Source organism: Maricurvus nonylphenolicus, from assembly GCF_042854845.1.
In the GTDB taxonomy this organism is placed as follows: Bacteria; Pseudomonadota; Gammaproteobacteria; order Pseudomonadales; family Cellvibrionaceae; genus Maricurvus; species Maricurvus nonylphenolicus.
In genome coordinates, this window is the sequence record NZ_AP031498.1 from 4,901,587 (window position 1) to 4,926,984 (window position 25,398).

At 48.1% G+C, this 25,398-nt stretch carries 24 protein-coding genes; 11 read left to right on the top strand and 13 right to left on the bottom strand.

What is annotated here, in order from left to right; genetic code table 11:
- Positions 1-157: 157 nt before the first annotated feature.
- Together ACGHZ6_RS21240 and ACGHZ6_RS21245 are read right to left on the bottom strand one after the other, a co-directional pair.
- Entirely contained in the window at positions 158-2,869 is a 2,712-nt protein-coding gene (locus ACGHZ6_RS21240; protein WP_390616055.1) for a LuxR C-terminal-related transcriptional regulator, read from the bottom strand.
- A gap of 129 nt (positions 2,870-2,998) precedes the next feature.
- Positions 2,999-4,024 (bottom strand): NADP-dependent oxidoreductase, encoded by a 1,026-nt coding sequence (locus ACGHZ6_RS21245; protein ID WP_390616057.1) that lies wholly within the window; start codon positions 4,022-4,024, stop codon positions 2,999-3,001.
- 172 nt (positions 4,025-4,196) lie between these two features.
- On the opposite strand from ACGHZ6_RS21245, the gene ACGHZ6_RS21250 reads away from it, so the two are divergent.
- The 8 genes from ACGHZ6_RS21250 to ACGHZ6_RS21285 all read left to right on the top strand — a co-directional run bounded on the left by ACGHZ6_RS21250 (position 4,197) and on the right by ACGHZ6_RS21285 (position 11,280).
- Entirely contained in the window at positions 4,197-4,655 is a 459-nt protein-coding gene (locus ACGHZ6_RS21250; protein ID WP_390616059.1) for a DUF3237 domain-containing protein, read from the top strand.
- A 52-nt stretch (positions 4,656-4,707) separates the two neighbouring features.
- Entirely contained in the window at positions 4,708-5,652 is a 945-nt protein-coding gene (locus tag ACGHZ6_RS21255) for an alpha/beta hydrolase (RefSeq protein WP_390616060.1), read from the top strand.
- A gap of 57 nt (positions 5,653-5,709) precedes the next feature.
- Positions 5,710-6,966 carry a cytochrome P450 gene (locus ACGHZ6_RS21260; RefSeq protein ID WP_390616061.1) on the top strand — a complete coding sequence of 419 codons (1,257 nt, stop codon included), beginning with the start codon at positions 5,710-5,712 and terminating at the stop codon, positions 6,964-6,966.
- 49 nt (positions 6,967-7,015) lie between these two features.
- Entirely contained in the window at positions 7,016-8,644 is a 1,629-nt protein-coding gene (locus ACGHZ6_RS21265; RefSeq protein ID WP_390616062.1) for a long-chain-fatty-acid--CoA ligase, read from the top strand.
- A 56-nt stretch (positions 8,645-8,700) separates the two neighbouring features.
- The gene (locus tag ACGHZ6_RS21270) at positions 8,701-9,132 is read left to right on the top strand and encodes a hypothetical protein (RefSeq protein ID WP_390616063.1); all 432 of its coding nucleotides are present in this window, start codon (positions 8,701-8,703) and stop codon (positions 9,130-9,132) included.
- A gap of 32 nt (positions 9,133-9,164) precedes the next feature.
- Positions 9,165-9,434: a hypothetical protein gene (locus ACGHZ6_RS21275; RefSeq protein ID WP_390616064.1), complete on the top strand. Its 270-nt coding sequence runs from the start codon at positions 9,165-9,167 to the stop codon at positions 9,432-9,434.
- A 282-nt stretch (positions 9,435-9,716) separates the two neighbouring features.
- Positions 9,717-10,430 carry a substrate-binding periplasmic protein gene (locus ACGHZ6_RS21280; RefSeq protein WP_390616065.1) on the top strand — a complete coding sequence of 238 codons (714 nt, stop codon included), beginning with the start codon at positions 9,717-9,719 and terminating at the stop codon, positions 10,428-10,430.
- Between the two features lie 16 nt (positions 10,431-10,446).
- On the top strand, positions 10,447-11,280 hold the full coding sequence (locus ACGHZ6_RS21285) for a hypothetical protein (protein WP_390616066.1): 834 nt from the start codon (positions 10,447-10,449) through the stop codon (positions 11,278-11,280).
- Between the two features lie 105 nt (positions 11,281-11,385).
- On the opposite strand, the gene ACGHZ6_RS21290 is transcribed toward ACGHZ6_RS21285, so the two are convergent.
- From ACGHZ6_RS21290 to ACGHZ6_RS21300, 3 genes are all read right to left on the bottom strand, one after another.
- The gene (locus ACGHZ6_RS21290; protein ID WP_390616067.1) at positions 11,386-11,688 is read right to left on the bottom strand and encodes a hypothetical protein; all 303 of its coding nucleotides are present in this window, start codon (positions 11,686-11,688) and stop codon (positions 11,386-11,388) included.
- A gap of 250 nt (positions 11,689-11,938) precedes the next feature.
- Positions 11,939-12,502, bottom strand: coding sequence for a carboxymuconolactone decarboxylase family protein (locus ACGHZ6_RS21295; protein WP_390616068.1), 564 nt, complete (start codon positions 12,500-12,502; stop codon positions 11,939-11,941).
- A gap of 33 nt (positions 12,503-12,535) precedes the next feature.
- Positions 12,536-14,707 carry a molybdopterin-dependent oxidoreductase gene (locus ACGHZ6_RS21300; RefSeq protein WP_390616069.1) on the bottom strand — a complete coding sequence of 724 codons (2,172 nt, stop codon included), beginning with the start codon at positions 14,705-14,707 and terminating at the stop codon, positions 12,536-12,538.
- Between the two features lie 180 nt (positions 14,708-14,887).
- Here ACGHZ6_RS21300 and ACGHZ6_RS21305 point away from each other — a divergent pair, with 180 nt between their 5' ends.
- On the top strand, positions 14,888-15,412 hold the full coding sequence (locus ACGHZ6_RS21305; protein WP_390616070.1) for a winged helix-turn-helix transcriptional regulator: 525 nt from the start codon (positions 14,888-14,890) through the stop codon (positions 15,410-15,412).
- A gap of 180 nt (positions 15,413-15,592) precedes the next feature.
- Here the strand turns inward: ACGHZ6_RS21305 and ACGHZ6_RS21310 are convergent, their stop codons facing one another.
- The 6 genes from ACGHZ6_RS21310 to ACGHZ6_RS21335 form a co-directional block, all read right to left on the bottom strand.
- Entirely contained in the window at positions 15,593-16,621 is a 1,029-nt protein-coding gene (locus ACGHZ6_RS21310) for a CobW family GTP-binding protein (protein ID WP_390616071.1), read from the bottom strand.
- Between the two features lie 38 nt (positions 16,622-16,659).
- A complete protein-coding gene (gene hisI, locus ACGHZ6_RS21315) occupies positions 16,660-17,079 on the bottom strand; it encodes a phosphoribosyl-AMP cyclohydrolase (protein ID WP_390616072.1) in 420 nt (139 codons plus the stop codon).
- Positions 17,079-17,498, bottom strand: a complete 420-nt coding sequence (locus tag ACGHZ6_RS21320; protein ID WP_390616073.1) for a MerC domain-containing protein — start codon at positions 17,496-17,498, stop codon at positions 17,079-17,081. Before ACGHZ6_RS21320 ends, hisI begins: the two co-directional genes overlap by 1 nt.
- 120 nt (positions 17,499-17,618) lie before the next feature.
- Positions 17,619-19,157 (bottom strand): sensor histidine kinase, encoded by a 1,539-nt coding sequence (locus tag ACGHZ6_RS21325; RefSeq protein ID WP_390616074.1) that lies wholly within the window; start codon positions 19,155-19,157, stop codon positions 17,619-17,621.
- The gene (locus ACGHZ6_RS21330; RefSeq protein WP_390616075.1) at positions 19,138-19,920 is read right to left on the bottom strand and encodes a hypothetical protein; all 783 of its coding nucleotides are present in this window, start codon (positions 19,918-19,920) and stop codon (positions 19,138-19,140) included. Before ACGHZ6_RS21330 ends, ACGHZ6_RS21325 begins: the two co-directional genes overlap by 20 nt.
- A 310-nt stretch (positions 19,921-20,230) precedes the next feature.
- Positions 20,231-20,764 (bottom strand): 2,4'-dihydroxyacetophenone dioxygenase family protein, encoded by a 534-nt coding sequence (locus ACGHZ6_RS21335; protein WP_390616076.1) that lies wholly within the window; start codon positions 20,762-20,764, stop codon positions 20,231-20,233.
- A gap of 345 nt (positions 20,765-21,109) precedes the next feature.
- Here ACGHZ6_RS21335 and ACGHZ6_RS21340 point away from each other — a divergent pair, with 345 nt between their 5' ends.
- Positions 21,110-21,856: an MBL fold metallo-hydrolase gene (locus ACGHZ6_RS21340; protein WP_390616077.1), complete on the top strand. Its 747-nt coding sequence runs from the start codon at positions 21,110-21,112 to the stop codon at positions 21,854-21,856.
- 155 nt (positions 21,857-22,011) lie between these two features.
- Positions 22,012-23,238: an iron-containing alcohol dehydrogenase gene (locus ACGHZ6_RS21345; RefSeq protein ID WP_390616078.1), complete on the top strand. Its 1,227-nt coding sequence runs from the start codon at positions 22,012-22,014 to the stop codon at positions 23,236-23,238.
- 50 nt (positions 23,239-23,288) lie between these two features.
- On the opposite strand, the gene ACGHZ6_RS21350 is transcribed toward ACGHZ6_RS21345, so the two are convergent.
- Positions 23,289-24,839, bottom strand: a complete 1,551-nt coding sequence (locus tag ACGHZ6_RS21350) for a GMC family oxidoreductase (protein ID WP_390616079.1) — start codon at positions 24,837-24,839, stop codon at positions 23,289-23,291.
- Positions 24,836-25,360 (bottom strand): hypothetical protein, encoded by a 525-nt coding sequence (locus ACGHZ6_RS21355; RefSeq protein ID WP_390616080.1) that lies wholly within the window; start codon positions 25,358-25,360, stop codon positions 24,836-24,838. Before ACGHZ6_RS21355 ends, ACGHZ6_RS21350 begins: the two co-directional genes overlap by 4 nt.
- Between the last annotated feature and the right edge of the window lie 38 nt (positions 25,361-25,398).

Below are 25,398 nucleotides of genomic sequence, written 5' to 3' on the forward strand. Positions count from 1 at the left end.
TCAATCCGAAGGGGGTAGCCCCACTATAAGAATGGCCTTATGAGATACAGGCATTAAATGCCTGCAATCAGAGAAGATTGTGATATAACGCAGAGAGTATTGCTGTGTAGGACAGGATACGAGCCAGGAGCAACTCGCGCCAAAGGTCTACATGGAGTCAGTCAAGATTAAGGTGTCTTGCGACATTAACCGCTGCAGTGCGGTTATCCACCCCTAGTTTGGAGTAGAGGTTTTTTAGGTGCCAGGCGATCGTATGTACACTCAAGTGCATTTCATCCGCTAACTCCTTGTTTTTTAAGCCCTTGCTTAATAGCTGCAGCAAGGTTACCTCTCTGGGTGTTAGCGGATCCAGCCCATCTAAATCGATCGACAACTCGACCGGAGGTTCACTACTGGGTGTCACACTGAACAAATCACGGAGCAACTGAATATAGTCAGCATCCACCACTACATCACTATTATTCGAGTTATCGGTCCAGCGCTCCAGCGCAACTCGAATTAAATCTTGAACATTCTGCTCAGCATCTAAAAAACTCTGCTGAAAGCGCCCTTTGGCTCCCAGCACTATAGCTTCATTCATTCTATTGACCGCAGACCTTTGCTTATCAAGCCGTAACAGGGCATCTGACTCCACCAATAACAGCTTCAACAGGTGACGATGCTGATTGTAACGTTTTGCCAACCCCGCCTGCTCACTGAGCAGAGGCAGAGCCTCATCCGCCTTTCCTGAGGCGAGCAAATAGCGGCACGCCCCCAGAGTCACGTAATAATCAACTTCAGACCAATTATCTCCTTTATCTCGCTGCCCCCCCAAAGCCAGAAGATCATGATAGGCAACCTGAGCAGACTCCGCCTGTCCAAATGCCAACAACAAGCGAATACGCTCGTTGAGCATAGCAACCAATAGTCGAATGTAATTATCCTGCCGCCCTAACGCTTCACCTTCAGCCAATATCTGTAACGCTTTCTCCCTGTCACCATCATTTGCCGCCAATCGCGAAGCAATCTGATACGCACAAATCAACGGCTCAATAACGGATGACTCCTGTCGAATCACTTCCTGATTTTTCAGTAAGTTTATCGCCGTCTCGAAGTCACCCCATTCATAATAGATTTCAGCCATTAGGGCATTAGGGACACTGAAAGGAATCCAGCCATCACCAAATTTTTTCTGTGCTATAGCCTGAGATAACTTATATTGCTCCAACGCTTCGGCCAAGTTGCCCGAAAGACGATACCCCAACCCTCGAAATGTATGTGAATAAACCACAGCTCTGAAATTATTATCGAGGTAAGTCATCTCCTGCTCTACAGCCAAGCGGTGACCTTGATCATACTTGCCGTCGTACATAAGCGCATAAACCAAAGCGGATGTGTATGCACTCTTAAAAAAGGTCTGATCCTCCGGAATACATTCAGCTTCACCTTGGGCCAGCAGCGAGATCTTCTTTGCATCATCCTCAACCACAGTAACCACGGCGATTAATGCATCTATATTGACCTGCAGAGACTCTAATGCCTCAAGTCCACATCGCTTTGCCTGATCGATATAGCTATATGTACTCGCACTGTCTCGTTCCAACGCAGCAACCCACCCCAAGCTCAAGAGTAATGCGGGTGAGGTGTCGACTAAATCTGTCGGTAAATTCTTAATCCATCGCTTGAGCGTAGACAGTCGATTGCGAGATAACATCTCCTCCAGATGATTAACGATAGCAGCCCCTGCAACCGCCCAATCACCAGCTGATTGCATATGGTCAATCGCTTCATTAATTAATGCATTTTCCTGACACCAGGTATAGACCCGCCGATGCATTTTGGCTCGCCCATCATCACAACCTTGGGTCAACTTCGAACGTAAAAAGTCCCGAAAGAAGTGATGATAGCGATAACAATCGCGCTCCTCATCAAGCGTAACAAGAAACAGATTTAATTTCTGTAGTTCAGCCAGTTGCTGCTTACTGTCCTTGCCCTCTGTAACAACATCACATAATTCAGGGGTTAGCACCTCTAAAATAGAGGTTTCCACAAGAAACCGCTGCGTCTCAGCGGGTAATTTGTCAAATATGTCATGCTCGATATATTCCGAGAAATCTCGTCCACTACCCGAGAAATTCTTTATATATTCATCCACATCTTTAGCAGCATTGACCGAGAGTGCAGCAATCTGCAGACCATTAACCCAGCCGTCAATTCTCTCCATAAGCGAAATCAGATCGACTTCATAGTGCTTATCGGGACAAATCTTCTGCAAAAGCTGCTCAGCCTCATCATAGCTAAGCTTCAAATCCTCACTGCTTACCTCAACCAGCTTTAAACGTGCACGCATTTTATTAAAGACAGGAAGCGAAGTACGACTCGCCAAGACTATATGAAGGTTTTCAGGCCCACCCTCTAAAAGTTCACTAACAACAGCAACAAACTCTTCAGAAACCGCAAGATGAAGATCATCAAGAAACAGCGTGATCTGTTTTTCAGATAACAGAATTTCGTTAAGTAACGTGGTGAGAATAACTTTATAGGAAACACCCAGTCCCGAGGTCAACAACGACTGAGTCAGATTACCCAAGCTGCCTCCTAACGACTGTAAAGAAGCCGTAACACCGGCAAGGAAATGTACAGCATCAGCATCATCTTCACTGATGGACAACCAGGCAACATTCTTTCCCTCAGTACTTAACTGGTTATAGAATTGCACCAATAAACTGGATTTCCCATAACCTACAGGGGCCAGAACCAGCGAATTAATACGTGACCGTTCTGCTCTTTGCAATTGCTCAAGGCAGGTTCGCTCAACCAGGCCTGATGCACATTGAGGCGGCCTGGTCTTGATAAGATCTACAATATAACGCTGGTCAAATACTGTCATGGAATGAGTATAGCGGCACCGCGCCAACATCTTCAAGCTCTGATAGAACACAAGACAGCACTACTTCTTCTAGCAGCCTTTTATGCACCATGCAAAAACTTTTCCACACCAAGCAGGCATATTGGCACCTCAATTGGAGGCTGAAAGCTTTAGAATCAATTTACCGAAATGCTTTCCTGTGAACAACGCATTTAGGGTTTCAGGGAAGTTCTCTAACCCCTCTCGAATATCTTCATGAGGTCTAACCAATCCATCTGTCATCCACTGCTTTAACGCCACTACGGCCTCACCGTAGCGAGAAGCGTAATCGAGTACAACGAACCCCTGAAGGGAAGAAGAACTGTAAAGAATAGGAATATAATCTACTTCTGCCTTCACGGTATCTGCTGTGTTGTATTGCGAGATCGCACCACAGATTACAATGCGAGAAGCATGGGCCAAATTTTTAATTGCAGCAGCCAAAATATCGCCACCAACATTATCAAAGAACAAATTAATACCTTCAGGGCAAGTACGCTGTACAGCCTCAGACAAATCAGGCTCCGACTTATAATCGATGGCGGCATCAAAGCCCAGATTATTTATCAGAAAGTCGCATTTCTCCTTGCCTCCCGCAACACCCACCACTCGCATACCATGGATTTTGGCAATTTGCCCAACCAGCGCCCCGACAGCACCCGCCGCCCCAGAGACCAACAAAGTCTCGCCAGCCTTGGGCTGGCCCACTTCAAGCAAGCCAAAATAGGCTGTCATACCAGGCATCCCCAACAATCCAAGCTGAGTAGGCAAGGGAGCCAATGCCGGATCAACCTTCAACAATGATGCATCCGGGGTGAGCGTGGCATAATCCTGAACTCCCAACATGCCGCTAACATAATCCCCCTCCACATAATCCTTATTTCTGCTCTCAACAACCTGCCCAATACCCAAAGCTCGCATGGTGCCACCAATAGCGACTGGAGACAGATAGGATGCTTGATCAGTAATCCAGCCACGCATGGCAGGATCAATCGACACGTAGATCACACGCACCATCACCTCCCCTTCGGCCACCCCCTGTACTGGACCACTAACTTCGCTCCAGCAGTCATTACCAGGAACCCCTGTAGGCCTGACAGCCAGAACAATACTGCGATTTTTAATAGTTGACGACATGGACAATACCTTAGCTGATAGAAATGACTTATTGCACCAAAGTGTACCCCCAGGCCTCCCCCCACTCACCACCACAAATAGTGGCTGTGAGTTCTATTGATATAAGGGGGGTCAGCTATTCAGCACCACGGAATAATGCACTCAATCAAATAACTTACTTCCGGAGAATCTCATGGTTGTTGAATCCGCCCAAACCGCATATCTAATGACATTAAAGGGCAGCATCTCCTTTGATGCCGCCGCACGAATTAACCATAGACTCATCTTTGAAGTGTCTAACGCCAGCTTCGAAGGCCCCCATATCCGTGGCGAGGTTGTTCCCCCTGCCGGAGACTGGATTCAAGTTATGCCGAATGGCACCTGGAAACTGGATGTTCGCATGAACGCCGTTCTGGACGATGGCAGCCAAGCCTACCTTCACTACAACGGCATCGTCTGCATGACTGAAGAGTTGATGGGTCGAGCCGCAGCAGGTGAATGTCTGACTGGTGACGACATTTACTTCCGTAGCGCCCCTTACATCGAAACTAACTCAGAAAAGTACAGCTGGCTCAACGATATCGTTTGCGTGGGTAAGCTGCGAACCTTCGAGAACGGTGAAGTTGTTTACGACATCTTCAAACTGCTCTAAATCGTCAAAATAAACACAGCACCATTCAATAACAGCCATACAAAGGTTCGCCATGACACATTACGAAGCACTCGAAGTAGAGCGCTATATGCGCAGCGAAACAGATAGATTAGCTGCACGTGACCCAAGCGAATTTATTCCTGGTCTGCGCGAAACCGTAGATCGGGTATTTATGGGGTTTGAAAACAAACCCCCCGCCATGCTTAAAACCCTGGACTTGGCACCAGACACTTACATAGCCCCTGTAGTCGTTAATGGGCTCGAATGTGAATGGGTGTACCACAGTAATGCCGATCATAATCGGCGCATGCTGTATCTACACGGCGGCGGAATGGTCGCCGGCTCTGCTGAAACCCATCGAGCGATGGTATCACGTATTGCTTTACGCACCGGGATGGCCATTCTTGTCCCCAATTATCGACTGGCCCCCGAAGCCCCCTACCCTGCAGCCCTGGATGATGCTGTGAGTCTGACCAATTGGCTTTGGGACAATGCTCCCACATGCCCACAAACCGCCAAGCAATTGTTTCTCGTTGGCGATTCTGCTGGTGGAGGCCTGGTACTTTCAACACTGGTTAACTGTCAGAATCAACTAAAAAGTATGCCAACCGCTGCTGCTACGTTTTCTGCACTCAGTGATTTTACCGCCAGCGGAGAATCTATCGACAGCAATCTGCAAACAGATGTCTTACTCACTCGAGAAGCCATTCAGGGCCTTGGTACCATCTACGGTGGCACAACCCCACTTAACGACCCAAACGTTTCTCCACTGCATGGAGACATTAAAGGCCTGCCACCCTTACATATGCAAGTCAGCGATACTGAAGTACTACTCGATGACAGCCTTCGTTTTTTCGAAAAGCACAAAACCAACGGAGGCCAAGGTGAACTAAAAGTATATCCAGGGATGGTGCATGTGTGGCAAGCATTTTCACCCTATTTACCCGAAGCAGAGCAGGCCTTAACCGACCTTGCAAACTTCTTCACTGAATTCTAATAGCGGATATACCCAAACAATTATTAGATATTAAAGAATTGAAGCAGAGGAATCACTATGGAATCCATGAACATTGAAATCGACTACACCGCGCATGAAGAAAATGTTACGGCTAATGGTGGCCCCGGTGATTGGGGAGGCCTGAATCCTTTTGAGCCAGACTATCGCGTTAACCCCTACCCGCAAATTAACGCATTGCGCGAGAATGACCCCGTCAACCTAACACCGGTAAACACCTGGCGCATTTCTCGGTTTGACGATATTGGCCATGTATTGAGGCACGCCAAAACCAGTCAGACCCTGTCAGATGGTAGTTCCCCTGGTTTTAATCCATTGGACGAGCGCGGCAGCTTCCACGATTTCATGCTGAATAAAGACGGCGAAACCCATGCACGCTTAAGACAGCTTGTCGTACGTTCTCTTAACATGAAAACGGTTAAGAAAATGGAAAACTCGGTAGAAGAAACCGTTAAAGAAATTATGGATAAGGCCATGGCTGAAGGTGGCTTAGATCTCATCAAAGACATGGCTATGGTGATCCCCTCACGTATGGTTTGCTCGATTGTTGGTATTCCCGAAGAAGATCGAGAAATGTTTGATCTGCTGACCGCACAACGCACAAATGCGTTTTTCGGCCGCTTTCTACCGCCAGAGAATCAAAAAGCTACCGCACAAGCCGGTAACGATATGGCTGATTACTTTGAAGACCTGATTGCCAAGCGAAAAAAGAATCCGGGAGACGATTTAATCAGCGAACTGCTGTTATCAGCCAAGCAAGATTCAACCCTTTCAGAGTACGATCTCATTTCACAAACCATCGGATTAGTGATTGCTGGTTTTGAAACCACTATCGGTCTGATCGGTAATGGTACACGCGCTTTACTCGAAAACCCTGATCAACTCGCGATTCTTCGCGATGATCCCAGCAAGGTAAACGCCACAATCGAAGAAGGCCTGCGTTATGACACGCCCGTGCATTTCATCTGGCGCGTACTGACCGAACCCTTTGAAGTTGGCGGTAAGATGCTACCCAAAGATGCCGTACTTTGGCTGCATTTGGCTGCAGGTAATCGCGATCCACGCCGTTTTGAAGACCCCGATACTTTTAACATCCTGCGCGAGAAAAACGCCAACGTATCCTTTGGCGGTGGTGCACATTTCTGCCTTGGTAACCAACTGGCCAGGATGGAAGCCCGTCATGCGCTGTTAGAGTTTTGTGAGCGCACCAAAGGCGTTACGGTCACTCCCGATGAAATCATTTGGTCTCCGTCATTCTTTAGAGTTATGGGGCACTACCCTCTCAACTTTTCATAACCCATAACCAGACTATCGAAATTAGTTCGCAATATTCAGGAGAAAATTCATGTTGTCCGGTCAAATGATGACACTACCGCTATCGATCACATCGGTCATGCGCTTCGCCGAAAAGGCCCATAAAGATACGGAAATTGTGTCGGTGACCCCCGACAACCCGAGACATCGCTACACCTATGCTGATGCCTTTCGCCGCGTTCGACAACTGGCCAATGCGTTAAAAGGCAGCGGCGTTGGCTCTGGAGATCGTGTTGCCACGCTAGCCTGGAATGACCACCGCCACCTTGAGCTGTACTACGGCATTCCCAGCTATGGTGCGGTGTGCCATACCATTAATCCACGCCTCTTCCCTGAGCAAGTCGAATACATTGTCAACCACGCCGAAAATAAATTGCTGTTTACTGATCCTGCTTTCTTGCCATTGCTGGAAACACTGCAAGGCAAACTTCCAAGCCTCAAGCAAATTGTCGTATTAACCGACTCTCTGCATATGCCAGAAACCAGTTTGTCCGGTGTCGTGGATTACGAAAGTTATATCGGTAACCAACCAGACGCTTTTGACTGGCCTGAACTGGATGAAAATGCAGCCAGTGGGCTGTGTTATACATCTGGCACCACCGGTAATCCCAAAGGCGTTCTTTACAGCCACCGCTCCACCTTGTTGCATGCTTATGCCACAATCACACCGGATGTCATGTGCCTATCCAGCCACGATGCGGTATTACCCATCGTCCCCATGTTCCATGTTAATGCATGGAGCATTCCCTATGCTGCACCTATCGTCGGCAGCAAGCTTGTACTGCCTGGAAGCCAGATGGGCGATAGTGAAACCTTACAGCAATTAATTGATAGTGAAGGTGTAACAATATCTGCTGGTGTACCAACGATATGGTTAGCTTTACTCGAATATTTACGCACAACAGGAAAAACACTGGAGAGCCTCAATCGTGTTGTTGTTGGCGGTGCCGCATGTCCACTTTCGATCATAGGCGAGTTTGAGCAACGCCATAACATTAAAACACTGCAAGGCTGGGGCATGACAGAAACCAGCCCCTTGGGTGTATTCAATACACTGAAATCTGGTATGGCAAAGCTTCCCAAAGAAGAACTTGATGAGATTAAAGTAAAACAAGGCCGTCCAATCTTTGGCGTTGATATACGCATTATCGACGAAACTGGCGCCGAACAACCCTGGGATGGCGAGTCCACAGGCGAAGTGCAAGTCAAAGGTAACTGGGTGTGTAACAGCTACTTCCGCCAGGAAACTGGTGCCCCCTTGAATGATGATGGATTCTTTCCAACAGGCGATGTAGCAAGCATAGACCCACAGGGATTTATGCGAATTACCGATCGAATTAAAGACGTCATTAAATCGGGAGGCGAGTGGATTAGTTCCATAGATTTGGAAAATGCCGCCATTGGCCACCCTGCAGTAGCAGAAGCCGCCGTTATTGGCGTTCCTCATGCTAAATGGACTGAAAGGCCCCTATTGATCGTTAAAAAAGTTGACGGTGTCAATGCCGGGAAAGAAGAAATCCTCAGTTTCCTAGAAGGCAAGGTAGCCAAGTGGTGGATTCCAGATGACGTTCAGTTCATCGATGAAATTCCACACACAGCTACTGGGAAAATCAGTAAAAAGGATCTGCGCGAAATATTCTCAGATTATTCGGCCGGATAACATGCTTATTGTGGGCCATTAATATCCGGGCCGATCGGAGTAAAAGGGTAGTTCGAATGACGTCAGCCACAAAGAAACAGTTACTGGAAGAAATTCTAGATAACACCGCAGAGAAGGTGGGAGACATTACACCTTATGCACTTAAATTGTTTTATACACGCTGCCCTGAGGCCAAACAAAAATTTGCATCGCTGGGCTACGGGAACGCAAAGAATCTCGAGCTCAGCATGGTAGATGCCGCCCTATATTGCCTGATGGCCTGGCTCTATGAACCTAACATAGTCCGAAGCAAGCTGGAAAATGCCGTGCCATTACATGATTACTGGGAGGTCTCACTGCTTCACATCATCGAACTGCAAAGGGCTGTTTTCCATGTGGTGGGCTCCGCAATCGATGATAAGGATACTCAGAAGAAAGAGCTCCTCTCAGAGATTGAAACAAGTGTTCTATCCGCTATTGAAGATATTTCGCAGGCCGAAACACCTTAATACGTTTAACGATCTAGATACAGGATACCGCAATGAAATCCATGGTTACCGAGAAAGACAAAGAATGTCCATTTAACTTTAACACCGATGCGTCAACTTTCACGACAGGTGATATTGTGTGCTACCGAGCACCCGAACTACTCGGCGATATGCCTTTTATTGGTGAGCTATTAGAGGTTCACGCTGACCATGTTGTGCTTAAACATAAGGGCGAGATGAAAAGTTCTCAGATACCTATTCGTGCAAGCCGTGAAGACTATCCCATTGTGGCAAAAGAAGAGGCTATGAAAGTCATAAATTAAAACCTATATCGACAGACCTTAAGTTTACGGATCTGTCCTTATATTCCAAGTAATTGTCTAAACAACAATAACTTAGCCTGAACTCCGCAAAAAACCTGCTGCCTCTCTACTAAAGCCTAGACTTTGGGGTATTGCCCACCAAGCAAGGCATCTATACTTAAGCAGTATGATAAAGCTGCTTTTGATTGCCATATGAGATCTTGGCTACACATTACTTTGAGCCTACTTACAATTGCGAACGTAGGCCACGCTACGACCTCTGCGGACAACTCCCAAGAGACATTGAAAGTCTGCTCATTTGAATTGGCTCCCTATTACTATAAAAGCCAAGAACAGGTACGGGGCATTCTGGTCGACATCATCGATCAAATTAGCGCTACCATGGGCCTACAAGCCGACTATGCCATGATGCCGCCGCTACGCTGCGCGCGCCATGTCATCATCGGTAGTATGGATGTCATGCCCTACACCTCAGGTTACCTTGAGCAACTGATCTATACGGAAGTCCCCGTGCACTTCTATATCGCTGGCTTTATTGTTAAAGACGACAGTGACTTCAAATCCTATAAAGGCCTGCGGCAATTCGAAAACAAGAGCGTTGGCATTCTGCGTGGCAACCCGCAATTGGAATTATTACAGCAACACATAAATGTCCAATGGACACAAGTGAATAGTGGCAGCAGCCAGTGGCGCATGCTGCTGAGTGGACGCTTATCCGCCGCCTACGGTGACCTGATTGCACTGACAGCGCTACCGCCCTACCAAAACAAGCAAATACGCTTTTTACATCCCGCCTACTCAACCAGCCCTATGTGGATGGGATTCCACCCCTCGCGCAAGATTTGGCGAGACCGATTTAATCGAGAATTAGAACGTATGCTAAACGACGGCACCATTGCGAAGATCTACCGTAAGCACAGCTCTCTTAGCTTTGAGAAAATTCAGTCATTGGCTAATATTAGTAATGATACACAAGCCCTTCCCATAGAGCCTTAGTCCCAGTGGCCACATAATGACGATATCCGCTTTTCTTGGTGATCTCTCTACCTACATTCGAAGCGTCCTATGGATAGGTATAGCCGTTGCATCAAGCTACACCCACACAGCCGACATTACCTTTTTAAGCGCATCGCCATTCGACGAGGACATTAAATCAGAAGAGTTCAAAACAACCAATGTGGGTCACTTACTGATGGATAAAATTTTGTCCGACAGCAAGTATTCACAGGAATTTAAGTCGATGCCCACCCTCAGGGTTCATCAAGCCATCAGCCAAGACACCTATCCCAATTGGGTATTTTTAGCGGCAGAGTTTAGTACCTATATTACCTTCCCCGACCTCGCCGAGAAATATGACAAATCAGAAGTGCTATTTCAGCTACAATGCGCCATTATCTCAAAACGCAGCAATAAGACCTCCTTTTACGCATTAGATAAAGACAGTAATGCCAGACTGGCAGTGATAGCCCATAAATCGGAAGTTGACTTAGCCGTAGATTTCTTTGGCATTCCCATCAAACTAACAACGGTAAAGTCTTACAGCAATGGCATTAAAATGTTGCTTGCTGAGCGTGTTGACTACCTGGCGATGACAGTAGAAGGTTTTGGCATTGCAGCCGCAGCAGCACAGATTGATAAGGATCTGTTCACCTTATCTGAATGCTCTGACGAACTCTCTGTAGGCTTGCTTTACTATATTGATAAAAACATGGAGCCTGAGCTAAAAGCATTTATAGAATCAGGCGTAAAAAAGGCAATCAGGGACGGAACCATACAAAAACTCTATGATGACTTTTATGGTCCCTACAAAGCAGATTTAGATGTGGTGCCTTACCCTCAGCCGTAAATTTCATGCTGCCAATAAAAAACCGCTCATCTCTGCCTCATACGAAACAGAGATGAACGGCGTGCATAAAGCATAGCTACATTTTGTTGCTAGAAATGTCCTACTTTAGAAACGGTAAGTCGCCTGAACTTCATAGCTTCTTGGGGCTTCCATAAAGTAGAAGTAACTACCGGCGAAACCGAGGTTGCCTAATGGAATATCGTTAGGCGCTGTAGCGACTTCTTTATCGGTCAGGTTTTTACCCAGTAGAGCAACGGACCAGGTTTCATCGTTACCGGCAAGCTGAATGCGGGCATTGACCTTGGTGTAAGCATCCTGACACGTTACAGGGTCATTATCGGTAGTGTTGTTGAATTCACCCATATACTGAAGATCGATACCCGCCTTGATATCAATGAAATCAGTCAACTGCGTGCGATATTCAACGCCCAGGTTACCGGACCATTCTGGTGAGTACTGAGTCTCTTCACCACTAAGATCCTGGGTACAACCCGGACCACCGAATGCCGCCGATTACGCTGCAGTACATGCGGCACCTGATTATCAGGTCGGGTTACAATGAAACCCTTCCTTCGATAACGACCCTGAACATCAATGGTACCGTGAGCTGGTATAAAAAGTCGGCAGCCAAATTTAATCTGCCAACTTTTAAACATGCTTAAGCTTCGGATGCCAGGCCTTCAACATGTTGCCGCATCATGTCGTAACCATCCCCCTGCAACATCGCAGCGCCCATTTGTTGAGCCTGCTCACTGGTGATATCCACCCCCAGGCCATCAACAAATCGATTCATATAATTCGCCAGGGAACACACGCTGATAATATCCACAACCGCGGCTTCGCTATAACCGGCAGAACTTAATCCCTCAACATCAGATTCGACTATTTTCGACGGCGAATTGGAAAGTTTCTGCACAAATGCAAACACCGTCTTTAAACGCGGTTCAATATCGGCGGCCTCAATATCCTCAACAATCTGGGCAAACTGTTCCTGATCCATACCATAGGCCTGAGCCACTGCCTTGTGAGACTCAAAACAAAAATGGCAGGCATTTTGATAAGAAGTAAAAGTAAAGATCAGTTCTTTATCCAACTTCGATAGCTCTTCGGTGTCCGACATCACATCAACCATCAATGCCATCATTAACGATGCACGTTTAGGAAACGCTTCAAAGATAGTAGGTAAGCTATTACTGCCAAAATTGGGGTATTGAAAACTCATATTGTCTCTCTCTGATTTGTTTTACATCACTATTTATACTTTATAAACCTTGCACGGCATGCCGCGAAGATGCGGTATCCCCTGTTCAGGATCAATAAACGCAACATCATCAATGGTCAGTTGCGCATCGGAGATCTCCCAAGCACTGGAGAGATGTTCTTTGCCTTGTTGCGTTTCAGGCCGCCACCAACCATGAGGTACACGTACAACACCTGCTGGCATATTCTCGCGGATTGCCATAAGGCCTTTGACTTTGCCCGCAGGGTTTTCCACATATACCCACTCATTGTCTTCAACCCCTAACGCCTCGGCATCTTGCGGGTGAAGAAAGATTTTGGGCTCTGGGTTACGATTTCTCAGTACAGGAATATGACGCTGACCGGTCTGGAAGAATTCATCTTCTCTGACACCGGTAAACATCATTAACGGATAATCCGCATCCGGTTGAGGGGCTTCGATGTAATAGGGCAAAGGATCGAATCCGAGATCGGCCAAAATGCTGGATTCCAGTTCAACCTTGCCCGATGGTGTGGCAAAACCGGTTTGCTCATACTTTTTGTAGGCCAACTTAGGGGCATTCATCGCCTTGGTGCGAGAAAATTCCTCAAAACTTATGCCAAGCTTTTCCAACCGAAGATCATACAACTCTTCTACTGATTGCCAGGGGAAGTATTCCTCAAACCCCATACGTCGTCCCAGGTCACACCAAAAGTCAAACACACTTCGGCACTCACCCGGTGGCTCGATAGCCTTGTTCGACATCATGATCGCTGATACCCAGCCCAGGGAATCATAAAAGGTGTTGCGCTCTACCCAGCTGTCACCCGGCAATACATAATCGGCCAATTGTGCGGTGGGGGTCATAATATGTTCATGTACAACCACTAGATCCTGATTCATCATGCCGTCATAAATCAGTTTCATGTTCGAATAACCCATCAGGCTATTGTTACCCAAACTGATAAAAGCCTTGACCGGGTATGGCCCCTGCCCCGCCATCGCACGAAAGGTGCTGTAGGGAACAGCCATAAAACATCCCGTTAGCAGATTAACGTACTCCCTGCCCCAAACACGTTTGGCAGGTTCTTTTAAAGCCTCCATACCGCGGTAGGTAAAAACCGGATGCTTATCGGCCCCCAGCTGTTTATCCTTTTGCTGCTGGGGCAACATATGATGCAGCTCCAGATCATCCTCAAGCATGATGTCCTGGTTTAAACCATGCAGAATATCACCGCCTTTGCTGTCTACATTGCCGGTAAGCGCACGTAAAATACATTGCAAGCGGATGGCGGAAGTACTGTTACGCTGTTGGTCGGTAATCGGGGTCCAGGGAATACAAGCCGACTCGGCTTCGGCATACACTCTGGCAGCCTCGCGAATCAGCTCTTCATCAACACCGGTGATCTCCGCCACTCTGGACAGCGGGTACTCCGCAACACGCGCTTTAAGCTCATCAAAACCCACCGTCCAATCGCGAACAAAATCTTTGTCATAGAGCTCTTCTTCAATAATGACATTGAGCCAACCCAGACACAGGGCGGCATCGGTGCCCGGTTTTATCGGCAACCAAACATCGGCCAGGTCAGCATTGGAGCTACGACGGGGATCAACAACAATTAGCTTGGCGCCTTCTTTTTGCGCTGCCCTTACCTTGTGGTAAATCGGCGTCCAGGAATGTTTACGCGGGTTGTGGCCAAATAGCACCACACATTTAGTATTTTTAAAATCCGCGTAGGGGAACCAGCCATAGGTCATGCGGTTCACTGCGGCAGTATTCCCCGCACACAGGGCCACGCCGCTAATCCAGTTAGGGGAACCCAGCAGGTTCATAAAGCGGCGGCCCATGCCATTATCGTTTGAGGTATTCCACTGGCTGGTGGCCACCGCCAGACTTTCCGGGCCATGTTTATCCACAACCTGAGACAACTTTTCTGCAATCTCCGTCATGGCCTGCTCCCAGCTGATCTCTTCCCAGCTGTCACCACCACGCTCACCGACACGTTTTAACGGTTTGGTAATACGGTGCTCACTGGTAAAGCCGACATGGGCGTTCGCGCCTTTCATACAGATATAGTCTTTAATCGGCGCCTTATCGTGGGTGCCAATTTTCACCACCTCGCCATCTTTGGACTCCACCACCAGTGGACAGCCAATATCGCAACTGGCACAGACGGCATTGGTTTTTTTGGTTTCAGACACAGTCATAGTGGGGCCTCATCACATCCGGAGCAGGGATTGGGGAATCAAAATAATAAGTTCCTTTTGGGAACTAAAAATCAATAATAAGTTCCTTTTGGGAACTAAAAACCAATATTAAGTTCCCAAAAGGAACTAGTCAAGCTACAATTGCATGACAAATAACCAGCAGCAGCCCCGGAGACACCTATGAAATGGGCCGAACACGCCGACAACCCCTGCGCCATTGCCAAAACCCTGGCGGTGATTGGCGAGAGCTGGAGCCTGTTGATCCTGCGCAACTGCTTTCTGGGCACCCGCCGCTTTGAAGAATTCCAGCAACAGCTGGGCATGACCCGCCATGTACTCACAGACCGGCTCAAGCATCTGGTGGAACACGAGGTTTTAAAGAAGGTCCCCTACGGAGAAAGCAGCCGCCGATTTGAATACCGCCTGACTGAACGCGGCAAAGGCCTGTATCCGGTCATCATGTCGTTAGTAGATTGGGGTAACCAATGGATGGTTGAAGCTGGCGAGGAGCCCATTATTCATATCCACCAAACCTGCGGTCAGCGTACACGCCCGGTGATGAGTTGTTCTGCTTGTGGCGAGGAATTAAATCCTAAAGATGTCACAGCGGTTGCAGGTAAGCCATTGCAGTCATTGCAAGCGCAGTATGAAGAAGAGGAACTGGCGGCGAAGATTGGTTATCAGCCTCCTGCCGCTAACGCTTAACAGGCATTTTATCGTAACACTTTAGCCCTTCGGGATTGTGTTGCTAATCAATGAAGTAAATAAAGGGTAATTCAATAAGAACATCCACAGTTATCTTGGATGATCGACTGAGGAAGCTGTGGATAACAGGCGCAAAGCCACGAGAACCGTGGCCTTAGATAACGCGACTAAAAAACAACCTTAGCTATTCACGCACGCCAACAGTTGCTCATGCCATTGCTCTTCGCATTCAGGGGCAATGATTTCGATACGACTTTCCAGACAATCATCCAGCTCCATTTCGGTTAAGGCGTCAGGAGTCAGGTTGTAACCAAAGATACCGTCTTCGGTAATAAACACCGCCTTCATTCGCTCGACCACCAAACCGCTGAGGAAGCTAAACAATTTAGTTCTGTCAAAAACCAGTTCCGGGTCAAAGCGCCAACCTACAGAGCGGAAGCCTTCGCCTTCATTTTCAACCTTGAGATAACCGCTGTCAGGAATCGGCTGTTCATTAATGTTCTCGCCTGCCTGCGTTTCATGATGGTGATGGTGGTGATGCAGATGGGCAACGGCAGCGGTTTTACCGCGTAAGATATTCGGTGACATCCGTCCCTGCTCGGCAAACAGAACACTGACAGAGTCATCCTCTTGATTAACCGGGCGAGCATTCACATAGTCAACCAAACGCTCTTTATCCCCCGCCTCATACAAGTCTTGTTTATTGCCTACCACAACATCGGCAATATCGATTTGCTGATTAAAGGTGTTATGTTCCGTGTAACGGGAATCGGTCAGTTTACGGGCATCCACCAGCGTGACAATTTTCTCGACGCTTAACACGGTTTGATAATGTTCCGCCAATAAGACTTCCAGCACTTCCACTGGATGACCAAGGCCAGTAGGTTCGATCAACAAACGATCGGGTTTGGCCTTTTGCAGTAATTGGTTTAAGGCAATATTCATCGGCAGGCCTGCGGCACAGCACATGCAGCCGCCGGGTACTTCACGGATAAATACACCGCTGCCTTCAGAATGCTGGCCACCGAACAGGCTGCCGTCGATACCAATCTCCCCAAATTCATTAACCAGTACCGCCCAACGCTCGGACTCAGGTTTGTACTTGAGTAGATTTAAAATAGCAGAGGTTTTTCCGGCGCCTAAAAAGCCGGTAATGATATTGGTGGGGACAGCCTGAATGGCTTTATCGTTTTGCGAATGGTTGCTCATGGGGAAAACTGTATTGTGGCAGCCCCCAGGTCGTGAGACTAGGGTGCTGAACTGGTGATAGACACTACACGCTGACGCGCATCAACTTCATAATAAAAACAATGTTTGCGGCCGGTATGGCAAGCAGGGCCGGTTTGCTCAACCAGGCACAAGAGGCAATCGCCATCACAATCAAAGTGCATCGATTGCAACACCTGGAAGTGGCCACTGGTTTCACCTTTAAGCCAAAACTGTTCACGGCTGCGAGACCAGTAAACCATTTTACCGCTCTCAAGGGTTTTCTCAATTGCCGCCTTATTCATCCAGGCCATCATCAAGACCTCACGGGTAGAGGCCTCTTGCGTAATCACCGGGATTAATCCCTGCTCATTGAACGCCAGCTCATCAATCACCTCATCCAGAGCAAGTGTACTGCCCTGGGTTAAGGTCTCGCGCTCAACGAAGTAGTCACGTTTCACTAGGCGGCCGCCTTAGTATTGGATGAGCACTCACAATCTTTATCGATTTGGCATAGCTTAAAATTTTGGAAGTGGCCGAAGGCAATGATACTGGAACCAACCAACGTCAAAACGCGCTCGCCCATCTCGCCAAACCAGTCGTGACCAAAGATCGCACTGATAAATAATACGCTAAGGCCTGTCCCGACAAAGAAACCCAACCGATAACGTTGATGCTGCTTACAACCCAGAAACATAGCAAAGGCACTGACAGGGATTACCACAACCAGTAACCACAGGTGCAAGGCCTCACCGGTTAACGCAGGCAGCGCCAAGGTCGGTAAGTAGACCACCAATAAAGGCACAGCCAGACAATGAAGCGCACAGAGGAGTGACAGGCTAATAGCCGCCTTATCAGAATAGGCCTGGATCGTTTTCATACCGCTGGAAATGCCCTGTAACAGGTTAAGACGTGGAAACGCAAGATGTTATAACATAACAGAAAGAGTGTAAAGAAACCCGCAAGTTACCGGCAATTGGCATACTTTTCATAAGGTTATCTAGCGATCTTGCCGTGTTGGCAGTCTGACGGTAAACGTAGAGCCCTTGCCAATTTCGCTCTCAACGCTGATTCGGCCATGGTGCAGCTCCACCAACCGGAAGGACAGCGGCAACCCCAAACCAGTGCTCTGGATCATCACCTCTTTATTTAGGTTGCTGTGGACATGATTGTAGGGGTCGAACAGTTTGGGGAAATCCTCTTCAGCAATGCCTATACCGGTATCGCGCACGGCAATGGATACGCTGTGTTCACTTCGCTTCACCAGAGAAATCTCAACATGGCCTCGTTCGGTATACTTAATACTGTTACTGATCAGGTTTAAAAAGACCTGCTGCATTTTTTTCTGGTCGGCCTCAATCAGCAGAGGCTCTTGCAGATGGTTGATCAGTTTCAAGCCGTGTTGCTCTACGGTTGCTTCGACATTATGGCAACAGGTGGAAACCAACAGGGATAAATCAAAGGTGGTCAAATCCAGTTCGACTTTCTCCGCTTCAATTTTAGCAATATCCAGCAGCTCGTTAATCAAGTTAAGTAGATACTGGCCATTGTTGAGTACCCGCTCCAACCCTTCTTGAGAGCGCGACGACAGTTGTTCGGCTTCTTTATCCAATACTCTGCGGGTAAAACCAATCACAGAGTTGAGCGGTGTACGCAGCTCATGGCTCATATTGGACAGAAAAACACTTTTCGCGCGGTTAGCATTATTCGCTTCTTCCAAAGCAAACTCGACCTTTTCTTTTTCCTTTATTAAGTCCTGAGTTCTTTCGGCAACCTTGTTCTCAAGATCCTGGGTAAGGTCCAGCAACTCCTTCTCCGCACGCTCTTTTTCGCTGAAGAAGTGCTCCGATGAGGTGATAAACCGGTTGATGCCTTTCGTTAAGGTTTCAATTTCGTCATCTTTGCCATATCCCTGAATAAGAATACCTTTTGGTGAGTGCGGAGAGACTTTTTGTAATTGCCGGGTAATATTGGATAAACGCCGGGTAATAAGAATATGCACAATGCCGTAAACAATTGACATCAATAACAAGGTCCCCAGCAAACCCTGTTTGGCAATATAATTCATGCGGGTGAACAGAGGATCCAGTGAGGTTTCAATATCTACCTCAAAGATCAGCATACCGTAACTATTAGGCAGGAAACGCTCGTTGCTGAGCTTTCTTTTATAGGTTTTCGTGTGCGGTAAATTTAAGAGGCGCAAGAAAACCTGGTTCTCAGTATGGGCTTCCTCTCTCAGCGTCACTGACGACAAGATTTTTTTATCATCACTGATAATGGTTGCATGGGTAATATAGGGAAACTTACCCAACCCCACGAGAATGTTGTTGGCGTAATCTTTATCCAAATCAAATACCGCCTGCGTGGCCGGACTGGTCAGGCTATCGGCGATTTGATCAAGATCATCTTCCAGTTGCTCCACCGCTTGCGGCATCTGAATAAACAGCAACGCCAGCAATAACCCAAGCGTGTAGATAATGCCCGCCGACGCTAGCGCTATCGCCAAATTTAATGAGAGCTTACTGGAGTTTAAAGACATAGTGACGAATCGCCGCTTCGGATTCAGGAGTCATATTATAGGCTGGCAAATCAATCCGCTGCCGCTGTTGCAAATTGGCCTGCGCCAAAGCCGTCGCCACGGCACTGTTGGCTTCGAGTAACGTTTGCAATTTGCCCGTGCGATACAGAGCTTGCATGCCCTCTGTTAACGCCTGATGAATTTCTGGGTATTTAGGGCTAACAAATATATAAATGGCGAAGGGATAGTAAACCAGTAATGCCTTATCCACAGCCAGGTTAGGGAATTGCTGGCTAAAAATGCGGTGCTCTTCATAGGCTTCGAACAAGCCACGGGAATATAAATCAAATCGGCCTTTGGCCGCCATACCAAAAAGATTCTTGTAGGAACTTTCAATAACGTTAAAGCCCGCATTGCGCCAGATATCAATATCTGACCAGGCGGTCCCCTGCCCGATGCTGTATTGCTGCAACATCTTGAGATTACGCACCCCATTCAGCTCAGCCTGCAGCTCCGAGCGCATCAATATCAAGCGGTAACCACTGCCCAGCCCCAGGTAAATCGGCACTCGTACCGGCAAAAAGCGCTCTTCAAACGTCTTACTGGTGCCCTGAATAGCCACATTAAAGCGCTTGCCTTCATCCAGATAACTCATGCGCCGCGCTTGGTTCATAAGGTCTTCATAGATGCTGAAGGTATAGTCAACGCCACTGGCCTCCAGGGCCTGCCTCATCATCTCAATACGGTATTGGCCCAGGGCATCGCCTTTTTTGGTGCTGTCCATACCGAACACCACAGCCAGAGGCTGTGCAGCCCCAACGCCCCCGCAAAACAACAGGCAAAGCCATAGAGGAGTAAAAAAACGCTTAATAAACATAGTGTTACAGGAAACCATCATTGCTAGATAGCTTAGCAGACTTGGACAGCTTTGGGAGCGGGCTTAGGCGCAGATTTAGCGGCAGAAAAATAAGCCCAGAGCGCTTTATAGGGACAGGCATGTAAACCGCCAGAACGGCGGTAGAGGGGGATAACGATATTTATATACCGCGCCAATCACAACTTTCGATCAACGCGGTTTGTATGCAGGTAAAGAATTACTCGCCAATAACAATAACGTTATCGCAAGATTCACCTTTTAACTCACACAATGCTCGGTAAACTTTCAGAATCGTTCGAGCATCAACCATGCTGGTCACATCACCATTCTCATCAACATTAACATTACTGCCAAATACAGCAAACCAGGCTACAGCGTCTTCTTTTGCGTCTTCAGCAACCGTCAAGGTGTGCAGGGAGTGAGCCGGCTCAAACAGATAGGAACCGGCTTTGTTAATTTTGTCCGGGTATTCCTTATAAAACCACTCACCGGATTGCGTCACCGCAAATACAGGCCCGGTATGGTAATGGGTATCAATACAGAAACCCGGCTTAAAGCGATTTCTTACCACCCATAAGTTCTGGTTGATATCCACATGCAGCAGCTGTAACTGCGAGCCATCGGGCAGGTCTACCCAGGGGAGATCTTCTTCCAACAATAAAATAGCTTCAGTAGCGTGGTCTTTGGATACCACACCGCCAGATTGCATGCTGGCCAATAATTCCAGTATAGGTGTTTGATTGTCGGTCATGGCTATATCTCCCATATGTATACCTTATGTTGTAGAGATTCTTAGCCAAACCCAGACGGTAATCCATGACCGCCGAGGTCATAGTAATGAGGTATGTCGATGCCCTATGCTTGAACCCTGCCAATATTTAATTAGCTAACCGATTGTTTCTCTGGAAGAGAAAATCACCAACTCTCTCTTGTCGGGATAGGATTAACGTAGATTGATACTTTGATCATTGCCGATCCCTTTGCAGTCACTGCAAAGGGAGCTTTTCTTGGTTATAAGGGACCATTATCCAGAGCATAGAAAAGCTGCTAGCATTACCCTGAGTAAGTGCTTTTAGAAGATGATGTAATCAGTACCATGAAGATCCACCAAGTCAAAACCCGCCTGGTTAACAGCTATATTGTCGAATACCCGGATCGCCTGCTGGTGGTGGATGTAGCCATTAAGTGCCACCGCTATGTACTGGGTTTTATTGAGCAACACTTAAACCGCCCGATTAGCGATGTCGACCTGGTGATCTGCACCCACGATGATGCGGACCATATGGGTGGCATTGCCGCACTGGCCAAACTCTGCGGCGCCGACGTTGCCCTGCCCCATGCCTCCGGCAGGGGTCATCACAAGCTGGCCAACAACCCAACCGGTTTTTTAACCCGTTTTCGTACCAGCTTCCGCGAAAGCTTTCGGGCCCGAGCCTGGGATATGTATTTCAATAAAGATCGCTCCCGCGCGGCCGCCAAACAGCCCAAGCTGGAGAAAACCGCTGAAGATTCCAGCGCAAACACCAAGCTTGCAGCCGATTACCGCCTTATCGGTGGTCAATCTCTACCGGGGTTTGATGAATGGCAGGTACTGCACACACCCGGCCATACCTGGGATAGCTGCTGTTACTTCCACCCGCACAGCAATAGCCTGATTACCGGGGATACCTTGTTGGGCAGCGGTAAGATCAACCGTTTGGTTGTACCGTCAATCTATTCCAGCCGCCGCCAGACACTGCGCACCCTCAACAAACTGTCCAAGCTGGAGATCAATACCGTCTATCCCGGCCATGGCAGTATTATCTCTGGCTCAGGGCTGATAGGTCGTCATAACATGCCCTGATTAGGCAAACGTAACATTCTTAACAGTGTTTCCGCCGCCACTCTCTACACTGCTATAGCTGGAGAGAAACGTTAATTAGAAGCGAATAAAAATTCGCCAAACACCGTTTCAATCAACTATTTGCAAGCACTAACCTCAGTGCCAGAGAGAGACCAATGAGACAAACCCAAGCCACCCTGGCGGAGAAACTCCGCTTTAAAGTCCATGGTATAGAGCTTAAAGCCATGGGTCAGTTTATGAAGCTGATGAAAATGCGCGATACCGACGTTTTTGTCGGTAGCAACGCCGTTGCTTCACTGGCTGATAAAATTGCCCAAGCCAAGCGCCAAAAGGTTTTAATCGTTACCACGGCCGGTGCGGTTAAACGTGGACAAATTCAATCTTTGATTGATGCCCTTACCGCCAAAGATATTGGTAGCGCGGTTTACGACGGCATTATTCCCGACCCCACCTACGAAACCGTAAGACAGGGGTTAAAAGCACAGCAACAGCACAGCTGTGATTGCGTGGTTGCCTTTGGCGGTGGTTCAGCCATGGACGCCGCTAAAGCCATTGTGATTGCCGCCACCAATGAAAAACCGGTAGAAAAACTGATTGGCATTCGTAAAGGCAAAAATAAACCCTTACCACTGTATGCCGTGCCCACGACATCGGGAACTGCTTCAGAAGTTACGCCTGCGGCCGTGATCTCGGAAGACCATACCCATACCAAACGTTTTATTATCGACAGCCGCACCATTGCCCACGCTGCTGCACTTGATCCAACCCTTAGTGCTTCACTACCTGCAAGCATTACCGCGGAAACAGGTATGGATGCATTAACCCATGCGATCGAAGCTTATCTCAGCAAACTGGGGACTGCCGAAACCGATGCCCACGCACTGGATGCGATCACGACTATTTTTAAACACTTGCCGATCGTTGTAGAAGATGGCGGCAACCTGGAATCCCGCGAAGCCATGGCCAAAGCATCGCTGATTGCGGGTAAAGCATTCCGCAAAGCGCCGCTGGGTTATGTGCATGCAATTTCGCATCAGCTGGGTGCAATTTATGGCACGCCTCACGGTTTAGGCAATGCCATATTGTTGCCGCTGGTGGTGGAATATTCCAAAGATGCCATAACTGAAAAACTGGCAGAGTTGGCCAAGGCATTAAATCTTAGCAGCGCCAATCAAAGCGAAGAGGTGTTGGCAAATCTGGTTGTGGATGCGTTAAAAGAACTTAATCAACGTATTCATATTCCGGCCAAAGCAGAAGCCTTAAAGGCTGAAGACTTACCCACAATCGCCAAACGCGCCTATGCAGAGGCTCTGGATATCCATGCGGCACCAAAATATATGGGCAAAAAGGATATCGTTAGCCTACTGGAAAAACTGTTATAAACCGTTAATAAATAGCCAGCCGATGTGACACAGGCTGGCTATTTATATTTTTACAGTTCCCTGCGGGTCATACGTTCTGCGATATGTTCTGCCTGCCGAATTGCCAGGGCGACAATGGTTAACGTCGGATTAGCCGCGGCACTGGTGGAGAACAAACTGCCATCAGAGACAAACAGGTTGGGGATTTCATGCACTTGCCCCCAGCGATTGGTCACACCGTCTTTAGGTTTAGCACTCATGCGTGCTACCCCCATATTGTGACTGCCTGCACCTTCACCGGTTGATGACCAGAATTTCTTCGCCCCCACTGCTTCCAAAATCCGTTTCATTTGTCGATTGCCATGGCGCTGCATAGCAATACTGTTATCGTGCAGATTATATTTCACCATCGGTATAGGCACGCCGAACTGATCTTTTTCCGTTGCATGCAATTCAATGGCATTAGACAATTGTGGTGGATCCTCACCGCTGATATTCAGGCCCGCGAGATATTTATAATTCTCCATCATCTCGGCGGCTTCCTCGCCCCAGGGTGCAGCTATGCCCTTGCCTATACTTCTGAGTGTGACCGGATCACTGGCAATGGGCTCGATATAATAACCACCGGCAAAACCTCGGCTGGCATCATGATGTAGTTCATCTTCAATATGGCCGGTTTGGCGTGCGCCGCGGTGAAAGTTAACTTCGCCGGGCATCACCCCCATAGCAAACGTCATCACATGACGCATATAGTTGCGCCCCAAATGTCCGGAGTGATTACCCAAGCCCTGAGGAAACAGAGCAGAAGCGGAATGCTGCAATAAACGCGCTGTCTCAACTGCATTTCCCGCTACGGCTACGGCTCTGGCTTTTTGCTCCTGAATATTACCCTCAGCATCGGCATAAATAACACCAGTCACTTTACCCGCGTTGTTATGCAATACCTGCAAAACTCTACAGCCAGCTCGCAGTTCAAAATTGCCCGTCGCCTGAGCCTTGGGGATTTCTGTATACAGGGTTGACCACTTTGCGCCTATTTTGCAGCCCGAAAAACAAAAGCCGATTTGCATACAGGGAGGGCGGCCATCCCGCGGAGCGGAATTGATAGCCATACCTTGGTGGGTGATATGCGTGTAACCAATCTTACGCGCACCTGCAGCCATAACCTTGTAATTACTGTGCGGAAAAGAAGCTGGTTGGCCATTAGTACCACTGACACTCATTTTGTCTTCGGCCCGCGCGTAGTATGGCTCAAGCTCCTGCAAATTTATGGGCCAATCAATCAATGAGGTGCCTTCCAGCTCTCCATAGGTGGTACGCGCCCGGAATTCATGCTCAGCAAAACGCGCAGCAATACCCGACCAGCGCATGGTTGTGCCGCCCACCGTTTTGCAATTCCAGGTGCTTGATCCTAAACGCTTATCAAGCCAACCCATACGCTGGTTCATTAATACAGGATCATTTTCAACATCGGCCAGGCTCATATGATTACCCGCCTCCAGGCAGACTACACGGATACCCTTTTGCGCCAACTCGTTTGACAGGGTACCGCCACCAGCGCCAGAACCAATAACCACAACAACGCTGTCATCTGCTAAATCGAATTGTTTATTTTCCATCATGCACGCTCCAACCAATCAATAACCCCGGCCCCACGATGCAGGTAACCGCCGTGCATATACGAGGGCCCCTCATAACCTATCAGGTTCCATACGGCTGGATGCATATAAAGTGCAACGGTGACTGCGCTAAGGATGGCGCCGAAGAAGGCTTCACCCTGCACGCTTTGCAACGCCGCTATTTGCGCTTGCTCATCCAATGCCAGGAAAGGTTTATCCTGCATAGCATCAAGCTGTATTTGCGCATGGGTCACTAGCTGTGAGAATTGGGCAGAATCTGCCACGTAGGCTAAAGCATGATTCAGTGCTTGATGATAAACATCATCCGGTAAACTGTCGTGCGGGTATAGCAAGCGCGCCACCTTGACGAGCGTTGCGTTATCAGCGGGACTGGCAGCGCCACCTGCCGCCCAGGCCTGGCTAGATTGCAGAACGGCAGGCGTAAGCGTTCCAGCGGCGGCCACTCCGGTAAACGTTAGAGCACTCACCAAAAAGCGGCGCCGATTAAAATCTGTATGATTCATACATTTTTATCCCTTTATGAATCGCTGCTTCACCATGT

What these genes read in the sequence shown, in the direction of transcription:
- ACGHZ6_RS21240 (WP_390616055.1), bottom strand. Translation starts at nt 2,869, where the DNA reads ATGACAGTATTTGACCAGCGTTATATTGTAGATCTTATCAAGACCAGG.
- ACGHZ6_RS21245 (WP_390616057.1), bottom strand. Translation starts at nt 4,024, where the DNA reads ATGTCGTCAACTATTAAAAATCGCAGTATTGTTCTGGCTGTCAGGCCT.
- ACGHZ6_RS21250 (WP_390616059.1), top strand. Translation starts at nt 4,197, where the DNA reads ATGGTTGTTGAATCCGCCCAAACCGCATATCTAATGACATTAAAGGGC.
- ACGHZ6_RS21255 (WP_390616060.1), top strand. Translation starts at nt 4,708, where the DNA reads ATGACACATTACGAAGCACTCGAAGTAGAGCGCTATATGCGCAGCGAA.
- ACGHZ6_RS21260 (WP_390616061.1), top strand. Translation starts at nt 5,710, where the DNA reads ATGGAATCCATGAACATTGAAATCGACTACACCGCGCATGAAGAAAAT.
- ACGHZ6_RS21265 (WP_390616062.1), top strand. Translation starts at nt 7,016, where the DNA reads ATGTTGTCCGGTCAAATGATGACACTACCGCTATCGATCACATCGGTC.
- ACGHZ6_RS21270 (WP_390616063.1), top strand. Translation starts at nt 8,701, where the DNA reads ATGACGTCAGCCACAAAGAAACAGTTACTGGAAGAAATTCTAGATAAC.
- ACGHZ6_RS21275 (WP_390616064.1), top strand. Translation starts at nt 9,165, where the DNA reads ATGAAATCCATGGTTACCGAGAAAGACAAAGAATGTCCATTTAACTTT.
- ACGHZ6_RS21285 (WP_390616066.1), top strand. Translation starts at nt 10,447, where the DNA reads ATGACGATATCCGCTTTTCTTGGTGATCTCTCTACCTACATTCGAAGC.
- ACGHZ6_RS21295 (WP_390616068.1), bottom strand. Translation starts at nt 12,502, where the DNA reads ATGAGTTTTCAATACCCCAATTTTGGCAGTAATAGCTTACCTACTATC.
- ACGHZ6_RS21300 (WP_390616069.1), bottom strand. Translation starts at nt 14,707, where the DNA reads ATGACTGTGTCTGAAACCAAAAAAACCAATGCCGTCTGTGCCAGTTGC.
- ACGHZ6_RS21305 (WP_390616070.1), top strand. Translation starts at nt 14,888, where the DNA reads ATGAAATGGGCCGAACACGCCGACAACCCCTGCGCCATTGCCAAAACC.
- ACGHZ6_RS21310 (WP_390616071.1), bottom strand. Translation starts at nt 16,621, where the DNA reads ATGAGCAACCATTCGCAAAACGATAAAGCCATTCAGGCTGTCCCCACC.
- ACGHZ6_RS21320 (WP_390616073.1), bottom strand. Translation starts at nt 17,498, where the DNA reads ATGAAAACGATCCAGGCCTATTCTGATAAGGCGGCTATTAGCCTGTCA.
- ACGHZ6_RS21325 (WP_390616074.1), bottom strand. Translation starts at nt 19,157, where the DNA reads ATGTCTTTAAACTCCAGTAAGCTCTCATTAAATTTGGCGATAGCGCTA.
- ACGHZ6_RS21330 (WP_390616075.1), bottom strand. Translation starts at nt 19,920, where the DNA reads ATGGACAGCACCAAAAAAGGCGATGCCCTGGGCCAATACCGTATTGAG.
- ACGHZ6_RS21335 (WP_390616076.1), bottom strand. Translation starts at nt 20,764, where the DNA reads ATGACCGACAATCAAACACCTATACTGGAATTATTGGCCAGCATGCAA.
- ACGHZ6_RS21340 (WP_390616077.1), top strand. Translation starts at nt 21,110, where the DNA reads ATGAAGATCCACCAAGTCAAAACCCGCCTGGTTAACAGCTATATTGTC.
- ACGHZ6_RS21345 (WP_390616078.1), top strand. Translation starts at nt 22,012, where the DNA reads ATGAGACAAACCCAAGCCACCCTGGCGGAGAAACTCCGCTTTAAAGTC.
- ACGHZ6_RS21350 (WP_390616079.1), bottom strand. Translation starts at nt 24,839, where the DNA reads ATGATGGAAAATAAACAATTCGATTTAGCAGATGACAGCGTTGTTGTG.
- ACGHZ6_RS21355 (WP_390616080.1), bottom strand. Translation starts at nt 25,360, where the DNA reads ATGAATCATACAGATTTTAATCGGCGCCGCTTTTTGGTGAGTGCTCTA.